General features: G+C 46.4%; 16 protein-coding genes. 11 read left to right on the top strand and 5 right to left on the bottom strand.

Annotated features, from left to right (window positions below):
• Positions 1-87 precede the first annotated feature (87 nt).
• The 6 genes from ICN16_RS06930 (at position 88) to ICN16_RS06905 (ending at position 2,864) form a co-directional block, all read left to right on the top strand.
• Positions 88-504 (top strand): DsrE family protein, encoded by a 417-nt coding sequence (locus ICN16_RS06930; RefSeq protein WP_216136015.1) that lies wholly within the window; start codon positions 88-90, stop codon positions 502-504.
• Entirely contained in the window at positions 505-906 is a 402-nt protein-coding gene (locus ICN16_RS06925; protein ID WP_216136013.1) for a DUF2946 family protein, read from the top strand. It begins immediately after the preceding gene.
• A gap of 80 nt (positions 907-986) precedes the next feature.
• On the top strand, positions 987-1,574 hold the full coding sequence (locus ICN16_RS06920) for a hypothetical protein (protein WP_216136012.1): 588 nt from the start codon (positions 987-989) through the stop codon (positions 1,572-1,574).
• Positions 1,571-1,885 (top strand): hypothetical protein, encoded by a 315-nt coding sequence (locus ICN16_RS06915; protein ID WP_216136011.1) that lies wholly within the window; start codon positions 1,571-1,573, stop codon positions 1,883-1,885. The genes ICN16_RS06920 and ICN16_RS06915 overlap by 4 nt, the downstream gene beginning before the upstream one ends.
• 36 nt (positions 1,886-1,921) lie before the next feature.
• Positions 1,922-2,353, top strand: coding sequence for a DUF2244 domain-containing protein (locus ICN16_RS06910; RefSeq protein WP_216136010.1), 432 nt, complete (start codon positions 1,922-1,924; stop codon positions 2,351-2,353).
• A 22-nt stretch (positions 2,354-2,375) separates the two neighbouring features.
• Complete coding sequence (locus ICN16_RS06905) at positions 2,376-2,864, top strand: copper chaperone PCu(A)C (protein ID WP_216136009.1); 489 nt, start codon at positions 2,376-2,378, stop codon at positions 2,862-2,864.
• Positions 2,865-2,936: 72 nt separating this feature from the next.
• On the opposite strand, the gene ilvD is transcribed toward ICN16_RS06905, so the two are convergent.
• The gene (gene ilvD, locus ICN16_RS06900; RefSeq protein ID WP_216136007.1) at positions 2,937-4,625 is read right to left on the bottom strand and encodes a dihydroxy-acid dehydratase; all 1,689 of its coding nucleotides are present in this window, start codon (positions 4,623-4,625) and stop codon (positions 2,937-2,939) included.
• Between the two features lie 230 nt (positions 4,626-4,855).
• Here ilvD and ICN16_RS06895 point away from each other — a divergent pair, with 230 nt between their 5' ends.
• Both ICN16_RS06895 and ICN16_RS06890 read left to right on the top strand, forming a co-directional pair.
• On the top strand, positions 4,856-5,482 hold the full coding sequence (locus tag ICN16_RS06895) for a response regulator transcription factor (RefSeq protein WP_216136005.1): 627 nt from the start codon (positions 4,856-4,858) through the stop codon (positions 5,480-5,482).
• Between the two features lie 86 nt (positions 5,483-5,568).
• Entirely contained in the window at positions 5,569-6,618 is a 1,050-nt protein-coding gene (locus tag ICN16_RS06890; protein WP_216136002.1) for a helix-turn-helix transcriptional regulator, read from the top strand.
• A gap of 34 nt (positions 6,619-6,652) precedes the next feature.
• Here ICN16_RS06890 and glnK read toward each other — a convergent pair whose 3' ends face one another.
• The 3 genes from glnK to ppa are packed head-to-tail and all read right to left on the bottom strand — an operon-like array spanning position 6,653 to position 9,216.
• Positions 6,653-6,991, bottom strand: coding sequence for a P-II family nitrogen regulator (gene glnK / locus ICN16_RS06885; RefSeq protein WP_015420723.1), 339 nt, complete (start codon positions 6,989-6,991; stop codon positions 6,653-6,655).
• 51 nt (positions 6,992-7,042) lie between these two features.
• Positions 7,043-8,662, bottom strand: a complete 1,620-nt coding sequence (locus ICN16_RS06880; RefSeq protein WP_216135999.1) for an NAD+ synthase — start codon at positions 8,660-8,662, stop codon at positions 7,043-7,045.
• Between the two features lie 17 nt (positions 8,663-8,679).
• Complete coding sequence (gene ppa, locus ICN16_RS06875) at positions 8,680-9,216, bottom strand: inorganic diphosphatase (RefSeq protein WP_216135995.1); 537 nt, start codon at positions 9,214-9,216, stop codon at positions 8,680-8,682.
• Positions 9,217-9,428: 212 nt separating this feature from the next.
• On the opposite strand from ppa, the gene ICN16_RS06870 reads away from it, so the two are divergent.
• The gene (locus ICN16_RS06870; protein ID WP_216135992.1) at positions 9,429-9,770 is read left to right on the top strand and encodes a DNA-binding transcriptional regulator; all 342 of its coding nucleotides are present in this window, start codon (positions 9,429-9,431) and stop codon (positions 9,768-9,770) included.
• Positions 9,771-9,835: 65 nt separating this feature from the next.
• Here ICN16_RS06870 and trxB read toward each other — a convergent pair whose 3' ends face one another.
• Positions 9,836-10,792: a thioredoxin-disulfide reductase gene (trxB, locus tag ICN16_RS06865; protein WP_216135990.1), complete on the bottom strand. Its 957-nt coding sequence runs from the start codon at positions 10,790-10,792 to the stop codon at positions 9,836-9,838.
• A gap of 39 nt (positions 10,793-10,831) precedes the next feature.
• On the opposite strand from trxB, the gene ICN16_RS06860 reads away from it, so the two are divergent.
• Positions 10,832-13,144, top strand: coding sequence for a DNA translocase FtsK (locus ICN16_RS06860; RefSeq protein WP_216135988.1), 2,313 nt, complete (start codon positions 10,832-10,834; stop codon positions 13,142-13,144).
• Positions 13,104-13,838 carry an outer membrane lipoprotein carrier protein LolA gene (locus tag ICN16_RS06855; RefSeq protein ID WP_216135986.1) on the top strand — a complete coding sequence of 245 codons (735 nt, stop codon included), beginning with the start codon at positions 13,104-13,106 and terminating at the stop codon, positions 13,836-13,838. Before ICN16_RS06860 ends, ICN16_RS06855 begins: the two co-directional genes overlap by 41 nt.
• Positions 13,839-13,864: the final 26 nt, after the last annotated feature.

Here is a 13,864-nt window from a genome sequence, read left to right as displayed (position 1 = left end):
TTGTGAATATTAGGGTGGTTGATTTAGATCAAAACGCTTATTGAATTTATTAAGAAAATATCAGTTGCATTTAAAAAGGAGTAAGACATGTTTATGAAGACTTTGAAATCAGTGGTAGTTGCATTATTGGCAACTTTGTCGTTATCAGCTTTTGCTGGTGCAAATGATCCCTTGTTTGTTAGCTTAACTAGCGATGAGCCACATCGTGCAACGATGGCATTTGGCTTTGGCACACATATGAATGAAGCTGGTCATCCATTAAGCGTTTTCTTGAGCGACAAGGGTGTGTTCTTGGGTGTGAAATCTGGTGCAGATAAGTATCCAGATCAGCAAAAGATGTTAGCTAACATCATCGCCAAAGGCGGTACAGTCATCATGTGCCCAATGTGCTTAAAGCACTACGGCTTTACTGAGGCGGATTTATTGCCTGGCATCAAAATGGGCGGCGCTAAAGTGACTGGCGAGGCTTTATTTAAAGACAATACCAAGACAATGACTTGGTAATTGATTCATTTAGCACTATTAGTGATGCGTTTTATTAAGCACCGCAAGCTCGTTCACTGGATAGCCGCTCTGGCTATCTTGCTGGGTGCGCTTGCGCCTGCTGTTTCACAGGCTTTATCTTTGGCTAATAATGGCCAAGGATTTGTAGTTGAGATATGCTCTAGCAATGGCAGCAAGATGACTCAGGTCATCGGAGATGATGAGACTTCTTCATCACCCGCTATGGGTAGTCACTGCCCATACTGCGTAGTCCAGCCAATCTATTTATTGCCGAGCATTAGCGCGTTTGAGTTTGAAGCTCCTGTAAGTTATGTGGCTAAAGCTCAGCCTGTCTATCAGGCCCATCGCACTTCGTCTGCTTGGCTTCAGCTCCCCTCTAGGGCGCCACCCACCCAGTCTTAAATCACTTTGTTGACATGGTTTTGCCATGTCGTTTGGCAAGAAGGATTGCCTTTGATTTGAGAATGAATGTGGAGGTTTTAATGTACGCCATTATTGAGCGCCCTGAAAACGGGGCTACAGCAAAACAGATTATTTCTAAAGTGTCGCAAGAGATCTTGCTGCCGAGCAATTTGCTCGAAGGGCATTATTGTGACAATCACTTTCCATCCCGTAAGCCGATCGATCGCTACTCCTGTGTAGAGCTGATCCGATACATTTGGATTAATCATTCTTCTAGAAGGGCATTTCTGGTTAAGCTGCCTAAGGACTTGTCTTCAGATGATGCATTGATTCAGGGGTTCGATGAGCATTACTTAGGATATGTTCCCAAAAAGATCGGTAGGGGCTACTTAAAAGATTTGGCAATTCTGTATAAAAAGATTAATGACATCGAAAAATACAAGCGTCAGCTAGGCACTGGTATTTTTGCCTTAATGGGTACTGCTGGTATGAGTGTTTTCTCCAAGCGTGAACTCAGCAGCTTGCTTTCTGAGCAGGCTAAATCGCTGCGACCTGTATATGCCATGATTGATGAGAGGCTCGATACGCTGAAGTCAGAGTTGGCCGGTAAAAGAGATATCTTTGTTCGTGGCAGTGCCAATAGTTATTACGATAGGCTGGCAGCATGAGTGAGTGGCTAAGAAAGCTGCCTGGATATCAAGTCTATGAGCCAGGTTTGGAGCGCAAGGTTTTGCATCAGTTACCCCAATTTACGGTAATGGGTAGTCTAGCAATTGCACTGCCTAGCTTGTTGGCGAGATTATTGTTGTCACCTAAGGCGGAACGAATCATTGATATCTTGGTTGTTGGTACGGAGATCTTCTTTTTGGGTATGGTTCTGACTTTAGCCATTGCCGCCTTGATTGTGATGCTTGCAAAGGGGCCTGCTTATGTTGCAGATGCATATCCCCTCACGGAATCGGATAGGCCAGTTAAATGAATGCTGGTTTTTATGAGTAGGAGTTAAAGTAGCAGAATGCAAACTTGGTTGATGAAAAGAAATTGCTCCTTTTCCCCTAAGCAGGTGGGAGGTTTCTACATATCCATTGTGGTATTTTCTTTACTAGTGGCCGGATATTTTTATTTAATCGGTGCTTGGATGATCCTCATTTTTACCTCAATTGAGATCTTGGCTGTCACCATTGCTTTGTATGTCTATACACGACATGCTTTGGATTACGAAAAGATTACGATCTCTGGTAAGCAGTTATTGTTTGAAAGAAGTTGGGGTGGCAAGATTCAGCAGCATGAGTTCAATACTATTTGGACTAAGCTGGTCCATGACGAATCAACAGGCAAAGATTTAGTGTTAAAGACTTCTACTAAAGAAGTTCCAATTGGTTTTTTTGTTGGCGCTAATAAGCGAGAGCAGTTTGGAAAAGAGCTCGAGAGATATCTCGGGATTTAAGGTTAACTAGGAGGATGTACGAATGAAACGCAATATTTTATTAAATGCATTATTAGTTGCTGTAGTGGGCTTTGGTTTGGCTAGCATGGCTCAGGCACAGAACGCTAAAGTTGGTAGCGTACAAATTGAAAATGCTTACACACGCGCTACTGTTCCAGGCCAAATGGCTGCTGGTGGTTTTATGAAGATCGAAAACAAAGGTGGCGTAGATTTATTGGTATCAGCTAGCTCTCCAGTAGCTGGCGAGGTCCAATTGCATGAGATGGCGATGGAAGGCAATGTCATGAAAATGCGTCAAGTGAAAGATATTCCAGTGCCGGCAGGTGGCGCAGTGGAATTGAAGCCAGGCGGCTTACATTTAATGTTCATGAACATTAAAGCTCCATTAACTGCTGGTGAAACTGTTCCAGTCAAACTCAAGTTTGCTAAAGCAGGCGAAGTAGAAGTGAAGATGCCTGTTAATGCGATGGGTAATCCTGGTGCTGGTCATGGTGGAGCAATGAAACACTAAGTTTTTATTGTTCTGAGGTATTAAAAAAGCCCCTAGTTTTACTTAGGGGCTTTTTCTTTTATTGCTTGTTGCTTAGTCTAGGTTCAGATCTGTTACTGCACCTTTACTTGCAGTGCTTGCAAGGTGAGCATACTTGGCAAGCAAGCCACGGGTATAGCGTGGTTTAGGTTGTACCCAAGCGGCGCGACGTTTCGCAATCTCTTCATCGCTCACATTGAGTTGAATAAGGAGCTTATGGGCATCGATCGTCACCGAGTCACCTTCGTGAATAAGGGCAATTACACCGCCTACAAATGCCTCAGGAGCAACGTGACCAACTACCATGCCCCAGGTGCCGCCAGAGAAGCGTCCATCAGTGATCAGGCCTACTGTCTCACCTAAGCCTTGGCCAACCAGTGCGGAGGTAGGGGCAAGCATCTCACGCATGCCTGGACCGCCTTTAGGGCCTTCATAACGAATCACCATGACGTCGCCGTCCTTGATCTTTTGCGCCATGATGGCTGCCATTGCATCATCTTCAGAATCAAATACACGTGCAGGGCCGGTAATAGATGGGTTCTTGAGACCAGTAATCTTGGCAACGCAACCTTCAGGAGAGATATTGCCCTTCAGAATAGCTAAGTGACCTTGCTTATACAGAGGGTTGTCTAAAGTACGAATCACTTTTTGATCGGCGCGCGGCACTGATGGAACATCTTTCAATGTTTCAGCAATAGTCTTGCCAGTGATGGTCATGCAATCACCATGCAAAAGTCCGCCATCTAGCAAGATCTTCATGACTTGCGGAATACCGCCAGCCTCATGAAGGTCGGTTGCCAAATATTGTCCAGAAGGCTTCATATCAACGATGACAGGAACACGCTTACGAATGCGCTCAAAGTCATCAATAGTCCAGTCGATCTCAGCAGCGCTAGTGATTGCTAAGTAATGGAGAACAGCATTGGTAGATCCACCAACAGCCATGATCACGCTCACTGCATTCTCAATCGATTTTTTGGTGATGATGTCGCGTGGACGTAAATTATTCTTAATTGCCTCAACTAGCACTAAAGCTGAGTCATGCGCACTGGCAACCTTCTCCGCATCTACATTGGACATAGTGGAAGAGTAGGGCAGGCTCATACCTAAAGCTTCAAAGGAGGAGCTCATGGTGTTTGCGGTGTACATACCGCCGCAAGATCCACTACCTGGACAAGCATGTTGCTCTACGCCCTTGAGGTCTTCCTCACTCATGCGGCCTGAGGTGAATTCACCAACGGCTTCAAATGCGGAAACAATGTTCAGATCCTTGCCTTTAAAGTGACCCGGTTTGATTGTTCCGCCATAAACATAAATACTTGGTACGTTAGTGCGTGCCATCGCCATCATGCCGCCCGGCATGTTCTTATCGCAACCACCGATGACTAGAACACCGTCTTGCCATAAGCCGTTGACGCAAGTTTCAATACTATCCGCAATCACTTCACGTGAGATGAGGGAGTACTTCATGCCTTCAGTACCCATGCCGATACCATCGGAGACAGTGGGTGTTCCAAACATTTGCGCTTTTGCACCAGCTTCTTCAAGGGCAGCTACCGCTGCGTCTGCCAGTTTTTGTAAACCGCTATTGCAAGGGGTGATAGTGGAATGACCATTTGCTACACCAACCATCGGCTTAACAAAATCCTTCTCTTCATAGCCCATCGCGTAATACATTGAGCGATTGGGTGCGCGAGCAACCCCTTCGGTGACATTACGCGAGCGTTCATTGAGGCGTTTCATGCTGATATGGACTCCAGAAAAGAATTTGTCGAAAAGCTCTATTGTGCCGTGAGACAACAGTGAACGCAGGGGTTTGTGAAGACTTGCCTATGTTCTTGTTATGCACTGCAACAAGTAGATTTCTCCTATTGTATTTGCTGATTGAGGCTCATTATTAGCTCCAAAGCTAATATCCTTCTAAATCTAGCTGCAGTACATTGCCATATCTATCACTTTTTCCTTCAAATTCAATGACTAAAGTCGGCCACATCTACCTAATCGATGACGATGAATCCATGCGTACCTCTTTGAGTAGGATGCTGAAGGACGTGGGCTATATCGTGGAAGATTTTTCCTCTGCGGTGACATTTTTAGAGGATTCACTGCCGGTTGCTCCGGCCGTCATCCTGCTCGACATGCAAATGCCAGACATGACTGGGCTAGATTTACAGGAGAAATTGATCCAGCTGGGGCGTAAAACCCCGATTGTGTTCGTCAGTGGCCAGAGCCACCCCCATCAGATTGTTAAAAGCCTGAAGCGTGGCGCCCTGGATTTTCTCTTCAAACCCTTCAATTTGGAGGATTTGCTGAAGGCAGTTGCGGATGCCCTGGAGTTTGATAGACGCCAGCTTAAACGTGTTTCTAAAGAGGTTGAAACCAAGAAAGACTATGCAACCCTCACCCCTAGAGAAAAGGAAGTCTGCTTTTGGCTAGTTAAGGGATTGCTTAATAAGGATATTGCCGTCAAACTGGGGACAACTGATGCCACGATTAAGGTCCATAAGGCTAGAGTGATGGATAAGATGAATGTGGAATCAGTTCAGACTTTAGTCGCAAAGTACCTTGAATCTGATCTTGAGAATTTCCAGAAAAACTAGCTCTTGAGCTAATTTCCCTGAGGGTGTTTCCTGGCTATGATTATTCATTAATTTATTTTGTTATTTCAAACACTTAAAGTACTTTTGTGAATTCAAACTCCAAGCTACCCGAGATTTCCAAGGAAGCCTTCATAAAGGCCAGGGAAAAGCTGGGCCTCTCTACTAAAGATCTTGGTGGAATGGCTTGTTTGTCTACACGTCAGATTGAGCAAATTGAAAGCGGTGAGATGAGCTCTTTCTACGGCGCTCAAATTAAATTTACCGCCGCAAAAAAAGTAGCCAAGCTACTCAACTTAAGTGATGAGGAAGCATTTGACTTCGGCATTCAAGCCCCAGCAAAAAATATTGAAGCGCCAAAGATTGAAGCGTCTATTGAAGCTCCAGCAAAAAAAGTGCAGCCAAAAAAAGAAGCTGTAGCAGTTAAAGAAGTAGTGGAGGAGACTCAAACTCCAGCATTGGTCATTAAAGAAGAAAAAAAAGAGCCAGTCAAAAAAATGGAGACTAAACAAGTGGAGTCTCCAAAAGGTATCTCAAAAGAAATTCCTTTGTCTGCTAATGCATCAAGCTCAAAGCCCGCTTCCTCAAAGAAGCTGTTTCTTTGGCTTAGCGTGATTGCAGCGGCAGTTTTTGCCGCTATCAACTTACGCCCGATATTGTTTGCGGACAAGCCAGAAGAAATCGTTGTTGTCAAAGAGGAAATTATTGAGCCCGCTCCTGCAGCAACTCCTGCAGAACCTGCACCGGTTGCCCCGACCGCAATTACGCCAGCAGCAGTTCCTGCGGCTAGTGCTGAAGCGTCAACAGCCTGCCCTGCCGAGGAGGGCATTATTAATTACAAGCCAGATGCGCCACGTAAGGCGGCAGATATGGTCTATGTACAAGTTAAATCGAAGCAGGTTATTTGCGTGAGCGATGCTTCTGGAAAGATGCAAAATAAGATGGTTGAGCCGGGTGTGGGCGCATCCTTTTATGGCAAGCCACCATTTAAAGTGCTGACTGGCGGTCTTGCTCAGGCAGACGTATTCTTCCAAGGCGCAAAAGTTCGCCTGACAAATTCAAATTACAAAACCTTGGTATTGGATGCTGCTGAAGTGGTGGCTCCATCCGTAGACCGGACAGATTCTCAGCAGCGCTAACCCTCGTGAGAGTTAGCGCATTGAATGCTGCTGTTTAAACTGCTGAGTCGTTAGTTTCGCCAGTGCGAATACGAATAGCCTGTTCGATAGGGCTAACAAAAATCTTACCGTCACCAATCTTGCCAGTGCGCGCAGCTTTAGTGATAGCTTCGATTGCTGAATCTACGCGGTCATCAGCAACAACTACCTCTACTTTTACTTTGGGTAAAAAGTCGACTACATACTCAGCGCCACGATAGAGCTCAGTGTGACCTTTTTGGCGACCAAAGCCTTTTACTTCGGTAACAGTCAGTCCGGTAACGCCTACTTCAGCTAAGGCTTCACGAACTTCGTCAAGTTTGAACGGCTTAATAATGGATGTGATTAGCTTCATATATTCCCCTTAATACAGTAATCATACCTAGAACTGAAAACCAATGCCTAGTTACGCCCTAAATTGAGACGTAATAGGGTAGCGCCAGTCACGCCCAAAGGCTCGGGTGGTCACGCGTACGCCGGGAGGTGCTTGGCGACGCTTGTACTCATTGAGCTTAATCAGGCGGGTTACTTTTTCTACGCTTTCAGGATCAAAGCCGGCGGCAATCATTTCGGCAATGGATTGGTTTTGCTCCATATAGCGCTCTACGATGCCATCCAATACCTCATACGATGGCAGGCTGTCTTGATCGGTTTGATCAGGGCGTAATTCTGCGGAAGGTGCGCGCGTCAAAATCCGCTCTGGAATGATTGGAGAAATACTATTGCGATAAGCGCATAAGCGATAGACCAAAGTCTTGGCGATATCTTTAATCACAGCAAAGCCACCAGCCATGTCGCCATATAAGGTGCAATAGCCCACAGCCATTTCACTCTTATTGCCGGTGGTTAAAACTAGGCGGCCTGTTTTATTGGATAGGGCCATCAAGAGAGTGCCGCGCACTCGTGCCTGAATATTCTCTTCGGTAGCGTCGAGCTTCAATCCTTTGAATTGCTCAGCCAAGGCAAGCTCTAAAGCATCTACAGGTTCGCTAATAGGAATCTCATCGTATTGAACATTGAGGTTCTTCGCCATCTCCCTGGCATCGATCCAGGAGATGTCCGCCGTATAGCGTGAAGCCATCATGACGGCGCGCACTTTGTCTGCGCCTAAGGCGTCCACTGCAATCGCCAATACCAATGCAGAGTCAACACCTCCAGAGAGGCCAATGATGACCCCCGGAAAACGATTCTTCTGAACATAGTCACGCACACCTAAAACAAGTGCTTGATAGGCCTGAGCTTCTACGGTAGATGGAGTTACTAGCGTTCCTTGCTCCAAATCGGCCGCTGCATTGACATTGACATAGCCAAGTGCAGTTTCAAATTGCGGCATCGTCATGACTACTTGGCCTGCGCTATTTAAGGCAAATGATCCACCATCAAAAACCAATTCATCTTGTCCGCCTACTGCGTTCACATAGACCAATGGCATCTTGTTTAGGGCAATCTGTTTGCGTAGCACCTCAATCCGTAACGATTCTTTTTGGAGGTGATAAGGCGAAGCATTGAGAACTAGTAACACTTGGGCGCCAGCAGCATGAGCTTGTTTGGCAGGGCCTGCGTGCCAGGCATCTTCACAAAGAATCACGCCGTAACGGATACCAGCATTTTCAAAGACGCAGGCTTCTTTACCTGGCGTGAAATAGCGCACCTCATCAAATACTTCATGGTTGGGTAATTCTTGTTTGGCATAGCCCGCAATCACTTTGCCATCACGAATAACGGAGGCGTAGTTTTGTAAACCAATAGCAGTCTTTTTGGGATGACCAACAATGACAGTCAGCCCCGGAAATTTCTGGAGCTCTAGCATCAAGCAACTGAGCTCACGATCTGCAGCCTCGATGAAGGCCGGGCGCAAGAGTAAATCTTCTGGAGGGTAGCCAGTGAGCGAAAGCTCTGGCGTAAGAACTAGTGTGGCGCCTTGTGCGTATGCATCTGAGGCAGCTTGAGAGATGAGCTGCGCATTGCCAGGCAAATCACCCAACAGAGGGTTGATTTGCGCTAAGGCGATTGTTTGCGAGCTCACTCCCAATTGCAAATAAATTACTTCTGTGACTTTGAGTAGCCTTCGATGCCGTCCAAAATTTCTTTATGGGCACCAGCAACACCAGTCCAACCTTTAACTTTGACCCATTTACCTTTTTCGAGATCTTTGTAGTGCTCAAAGAAGTGCTGAATTTGGGCGAGGAGTAACTCGTTTACATCTTCAGGTTTTTGTAAATGTTTGTAGATTGGCAGAATCTTGTCTTCTGGAACGGCCAATAACTTCGCGTCTTGTCCGCCTTCATCTTCCATTTCCAACATACCGATAGCGCGGCAGCTTACTACTGAGCCTGGAACCAATGCAAATGGAGTAATCACGAGGACGTCAACAGGATCGCCGTCACCAGCGATCGTTTTAGGGATGTAGCCGTAGTTGCATGGGTAGTGCATTGCTGTGCCCATGAAGCGATCAACGAAGAGGCAGCCAGTTTCTTTATCTACTTCATACTTCACTGGATCCGCATTCATTGGGATCTCAATAATGACGTTGAATGATTCTGGGATTTTCTTACCTGGGCTGACCTTGTCGAAACTCATAAATACTCCGGTTAGTGATTAATGTGCGCTTCGATCTTAGCAAAGAGGCGGACCCTTGCTGTTGAAGATCGAATCTATTTCCTGCTATTAAAGCCATGAATGCTTTATGGGCTCTATTTTAAGGCTTTCTAGAGTGATGCCTATAGATAAGTGCCCTAGGTTGATTGACTAATAGTAGGCCATTGACCTACTATTAGTCAAAAGGAATAGTTATGAAGAAAATCATTCGAGTTAGCGTGGATCTAAATGATCCTAGTAGCTTCCCTAAGGGGTTCGTCGATAAAAAATTGCTGGATGCGACATCAGAGCGTTTGATTAAACTGCATCAACAGCAAGATGATGCTGATGCAATGTTAGATGCTGCTCAGTATGCAAAAGGTGTTCGTGAGAGGATTGGTCTATCTCAGCAAGAATTTTCTAAGCGCATCGAAGTTTCCTTAGAGACTATTCGAAACTGGGAGCAGGGTAAACGTAGCCCCACAGGTGCAGCTAAAGCTTTATTGAAGATTTTGGATAGGGCGCCTGAGATTGCAATGCTTGCTCTCAGTGTTTGATTGATTCCTTAGAAATAAAAATGCCTAGCAGCGCTAGGCATTTTTATTTGATTGTTTAACTTGTTTTAAGCCAAAGTCTCTAAATAGCGCTGTGCATCTAATGCAGCCATACAGCCTGTACCGGCGCTGGTAATGGCTTGACGATAGATATGATCCTGCACATCACCCGCTGCAAATACGCCGGGGATATTAGTAGCGGTAGCATTGCCTTCCAATCCGGAGTGAGTTTTTAGGTAGCCATTGTTCATGTCTAACTGACCAACAAATAATTCGGTATTGGGTTTGTGACCAATTGCAATAAAGGCGCCAGTAACAGCAATATCTTCTGTGCTGCCGTCCGCTTTTTTAATGCGCACACCAGTAACACCTTTGTCATCGCCAAGCACTTCGTCAAGAGTCGAGTTCAATTTGAGTTCGACTTTGCCTTCAGCTACTTTCGCCATGAGGCGGTCATTCAGAATTGGTTCTGCGCGGAATTTATCGCGACGGTGAATCACAGTTACCTTCTTGGCAATACCTGTGAGATAGAGTGCCTCTTCAACAGCCGTATTACCGCCACCAACTACGCAAACGTCTTGATTGCGATAGAAGAAGCCATCGCATGTTGCGCATCCAGAAACGCCGCGGCCCATAAAGACCTCTTCACTAGGAAGGCCGATGTACTGAGCAGAAGCGCCGGTAGAAATAATCAAAGCATCACAGGTATAGGTGCCTGAGTCACCGACTAAACGGATAGGCTTTTCAGTCAAGGCCGCAGTATGAATGTGATCAAAGATGATGTTGGTATTAAAGCGCTCTGCATGCTTTAAAAAGCGATCCATGAGCTCTGGTCCCTGGACGCCGCCTGGGTCAGCTGGCCAGTTTTCTACGTCAGTAGTGGTCATTAATTGACCGCCTTGTGCCAGGCCAGTAATGAGGGTTGGGCTCAAATTAGCGCGGGCTGCATATACGGCAGCCGTGTAGCCGGCAGGGCCTGAACCTAGAATAAGGACTTTGGAGTGTTTTGGAGTATTTGTAGTCATCTCCAAATTATAGGATTGCTTGATTACAATCGGTAGAACATGGCAAGAACCGCATACCCGAAGTCCAAAACCCCTTTAAGCCCCCAGCCCCCTGAGAATCAAGGGCAGGGTAGGATGCCCCGCCTCTTATTGGAGGCCCGTTGGTTCATCTCTTTTGGTCTTTGTTTGGGCTTATTCGCCATTTTGGTGACTTATTCCAAGGCCGATCCCGCTTGGTCGCATGCTAGTTTTGAGGCTCCCAAGAACCTAGGTGGACGTTTTGGGGCCTATTTAGCGGATTTATTGCTCTATATCTTCGGTATTTCGGCTTTTTGGTGGGTAGTACTCTTTGGGCGTCGTGTTCTGAGCGGTTGGCGTGAGCTTTGGAGCATTCCTTTGCCCCCAGATCCCGATGCCAAGCCAGACTCCTTATTAATGCGTTGGTTGGGCTTTGGACTGACTTTATTGAGCAGTATGGGTCTTGAGTCTATTCGGATGCACTCCTTAACCTGGGAGCTTCCAAGGCCTCCTGGTGGCATTTTGGGTGAGCTGATTGGCGATCCCTTGCAAATGACCTTAGGTTTTACCGGCTCAACCCTGGTTCTCTTGTTTACCCTTTGTGCGGGCCTGTCTTTATTTCTGCATTTTTCGTGGTTGGATGTTGCTGAAAAAGTGGGGCGTTCCCTTGAGCTTGCTTATAACCGTTTGCGTGAGCGTCGCGATAGCGAAGAGGACCGCAAGTTAGGTGAAGCAGCCGCTGAAGAGCGCGAAGAGTTCGTGGAAGAGTTCCGCGGTCGCGTTGAAATTGCTAAACCGGTACAAATTGTTCGAGCTCCAGTAGAGATTCCGAAAAGTGCTCGAGTAGAGCGCGAGAAGCAACAACCATTATTTGTAGATATTCCGGATTCAGAGTTGCCACCTTTGGCCTTGCTTGATCCGGTTCCAGAAGCAAAAGAAACTATTTCAGCGGATGTATTGGAGTTTACCTCCCGTTTAATTGAGCGCAAGTTAGCCGAGTTCAATGTGGAAGTAAAAGTCATTGCCGCCTACCCAGGTCCAGTAGTAACTCGTTATGAAATTGATCCTGCTGTTGGTGTGAAGGGCAGTCAGATTGTGAACCTCTCACGTGACTTGGCGCGCTCTTTGGGCGTCGTGAGTATGCGTGTAGTGGAGACCATTCCAGGTAAGACTTGTATGGCCCTGGAATTGCCAAACCCAACGCGTCAATCGGTTTACCTTTCTGAGATTTTAAGTTCACAGGTTTACAACGACAGTCATTCCAATTTGACTCTGTCATTGGGTAAAGATATTTCTGGGAGCCCGATCGTTGCTGACTTGGCGAAGATGCCACACTGCTTGGTTGCTGGTACTACTGGTGCTGGTAAGTCCGTTGGTATCAACGCCATGATTCTGTCCATCCTCTTTAAGGCGAAGCCTGATGAAGTACGTCTGATCATGATTGATCCGAAGATGCTTGAGATGGCTATGTACGACAAGATTCCACATCTCTTGTGCCCAGTAGTAACAGACATGAAGCAAGCGTACAACGCGCTCAATTGGGCTGTAAATGAGATGGAGCGTCGCTACAAACTGATGAGTAAGTTTGGCGTGCGTAATCTTGCAGGGTTTAATAAAAAGATTTTAGAAGCGGAAGAAAAAGGTGAGAAGCTCACCAATCCATTTAGCTTGACTCCAGATGATCCAGAGCCAATCTATAAAGCGCCGGTGATCGTGATCGTGATCGATGAGTTGGCTGACTTGATGATGGTTTCTGGCAAAAAGATTGAAGAGTTGATTGCGCGTATTGCACAGAAGGCTCGTGCCGCTGGTATCCACTTGGTATTAGCTACACAGCGCCCAAGCGTGGATGTGATTACCGGTCTGATTAAGGCCAACGTGCCAACCCGTATTTCATTCCAAGTAAGTTCAAAAATTGATAGCCGTACCATCCTAGATCAACAGGGTGCTGAAGCACTGCTTGGTATGGGTGACATGCTTTACATGGCACCGGGTACTGGTTTGCCAGTGCGTGTTCACGGCGCCTTTGTTTCTGATGATGAAGTTCATCGTGTGGTGGAGTGGCTCAAAGAGAAGGGCGAAGCCAATTACATTGACGGCGTTCTTGAGGGTGCGGACGAATCTAATATTGATGCGCTGACTGGTGAAAGTGGTGGCGAAGCCGATCCTTTGTATGACCAAGCAGTAGCCATTGTTCTAGAAAACAAGCGCCCATCTATTTCCTTAGTGCAGCGTCACTTGCGCATTGGTTATAACCGTGCAGCCCGCTTACTCGAGGATATGGAGAAAGCTGGTTTAGTTTCGAAGATGGGTAATGGCGGCAATCGCGAAATCCTTCATCGTCCTTCTGAATAAGGCGATCCCCTTGCGTAGATTTTTCTCAGTAGCGGCTTTAGGGCTCACAGTTCTTTTATCTTCAGGTTTGACATTAGCCGAAAGTGAAAGTGGTGCGGAGCAGTTACGTCAGTTTGTACGTAATTCCAAAACCGCTGAAGGTGATTTTGTGCAGCAGCAGTTGCGCGCACCTAAAGCAAATGAACCGCAAGACAAAGGCTTAAAAGTAGTTCGTCAAACACAAGGACGTTTCGTGTTTCAGCGTCCGGGCCGATTCATTTGGGATACCCAAAAGCCATATGAGCAAAAACTCATTGCCGATGGCAAGCAACTCATTTTGTGGGACAAGGATTTAAATCAAGCCACTTTCAGGCCTGCTGGTCAGGCTTTAGCAGCTACACCAGCCGCAATCCTATTTGGTGAGACTTCACTAGATCAGCATTTTGATTTAGTAGAGGGCGAAGATCGTCTGGGCATGAAGTGGGTCGCTCTCGCTCCCAAGAAAAATCCCAATGCAAAAAACAGCAACGACTTGCCCTATACCAAGATCTCAGTAGGTATGGCTAACGGCCTGCCTAAAGCGCTAGAGCTGATAGATGGATTAGGTAGCGTTGTATTGGTTACCCTGGATAAGATCCAGCTCAACGTGAACCTACCAGCTAATCGCTTTACTTTTATCCCGCCTGCCGGCGCAGAAGTCTTACGCTTAAACTAGAGCCAAAATAGTAATAAATTCGTACT

The sequence above is a fragment of the Polynucleobacter sp. es-MAR-4 genome (genome assembly GCF_018882055.1).
In the GTDB taxonomy this organism is placed as follows: Bacteria; Pseudomonadota; Gammaproteobacteria; order Burkholderiales; family Burkholderiaceae; genus Polynucleobacter.
This window is presented reverse-complemented; position numbering and strand designations above follow the sequence as displayed.

Excerpts from the sequence above, each read along its gene's own strand:
- ilvD (WP_216136007.1), bottom strand. The coding sequence starts at position 4,625 with ATGAAACGCCTCAATGAACGCTCGCGTAATGTCACCGAAGGGGTTGCT.
- trxB (WP_216135990.1), bottom strand. The coding sequence starts at position 10,792 with ATGACTACAAATACTCCAAAACACTCCAAAGTCCTTATTCTAGGTTCA.
- ICN16_RS06855 (WP_216135986.1), top strand. The coding sequence starts at position 13,104 with ATGGCGGCAATCGCGAAATCCTTCATCGTCCTTCTGAATAAGGCGATC.
- ICN16_RS06930 (WP_216136015.1), top strand. The coding sequence starts at position 88 with ATGTTTATGAAGACTTTGAAATCAGTGGTAGTTGCATTATTGGCAACT.
- ICN16_RS06895 (WP_216136005.1), top strand. The coding sequence starts at position 4,856 with ATGACTAAAGTCGGCCACATCTACCTAATCGATGACGATGAATCCATG.
- ICN16_RS06920 (WP_216136012.1), top strand. The coding sequence starts at position 987 with ATGTACGCCATTATTGAGCGCCCTGAAAACGGGGCTACAGCAAAACAG.
- ICN16_RS06910 (WP_216136010.1), top strand. The coding sequence starts at position 1,922 with ATGCAAACTTGGTTGATGAAAAGAAATTGCTCCTTTTCCCCTAAGCAG.
- ICN16_RS06860 (WP_216135988.1), top strand. The coding sequence starts at position 10,832 with ATGGCAAGAACCGCATACCCGAAGTCCAAAACCCCTTTAAGCCCCCAG.
- ppa (WP_216135995.1), bottom strand. The coding sequence starts at position 9,216 with ATGAGTTTCGACAAGGTCAGCCCAGGTAAGAAAATCCCAGAATCATTC.
- glnK (WP_015420723.1), bottom strand. The coding sequence starts at position 6,991 with ATGAAGCTAATCACATCCATTATTAAGCCGTTCAAACTTGACGAAGTT.
- ICN16_RS06870 (WP_216135992.1), top strand. The coding sequence starts at position 9,429 with ATGAAGAAAATCATTCGAGTTAGCGTGGATCTAAATGATCCTAGTAGC.
- ICN16_RS06915 (WP_216136011.1), top strand. The coding sequence starts at position 1,571 with ATGAGTGAGTGGCTAAGAAAGCTGCCTGGATATCAAGTCTATGAGCCA.
- ICN16_RS06905 (WP_216136009.1), top strand. The coding sequence starts at position 2,376 with ATGAAACGCAATATTTTATTAAATGCATTATTAGTTGCTGTAGTGGGC.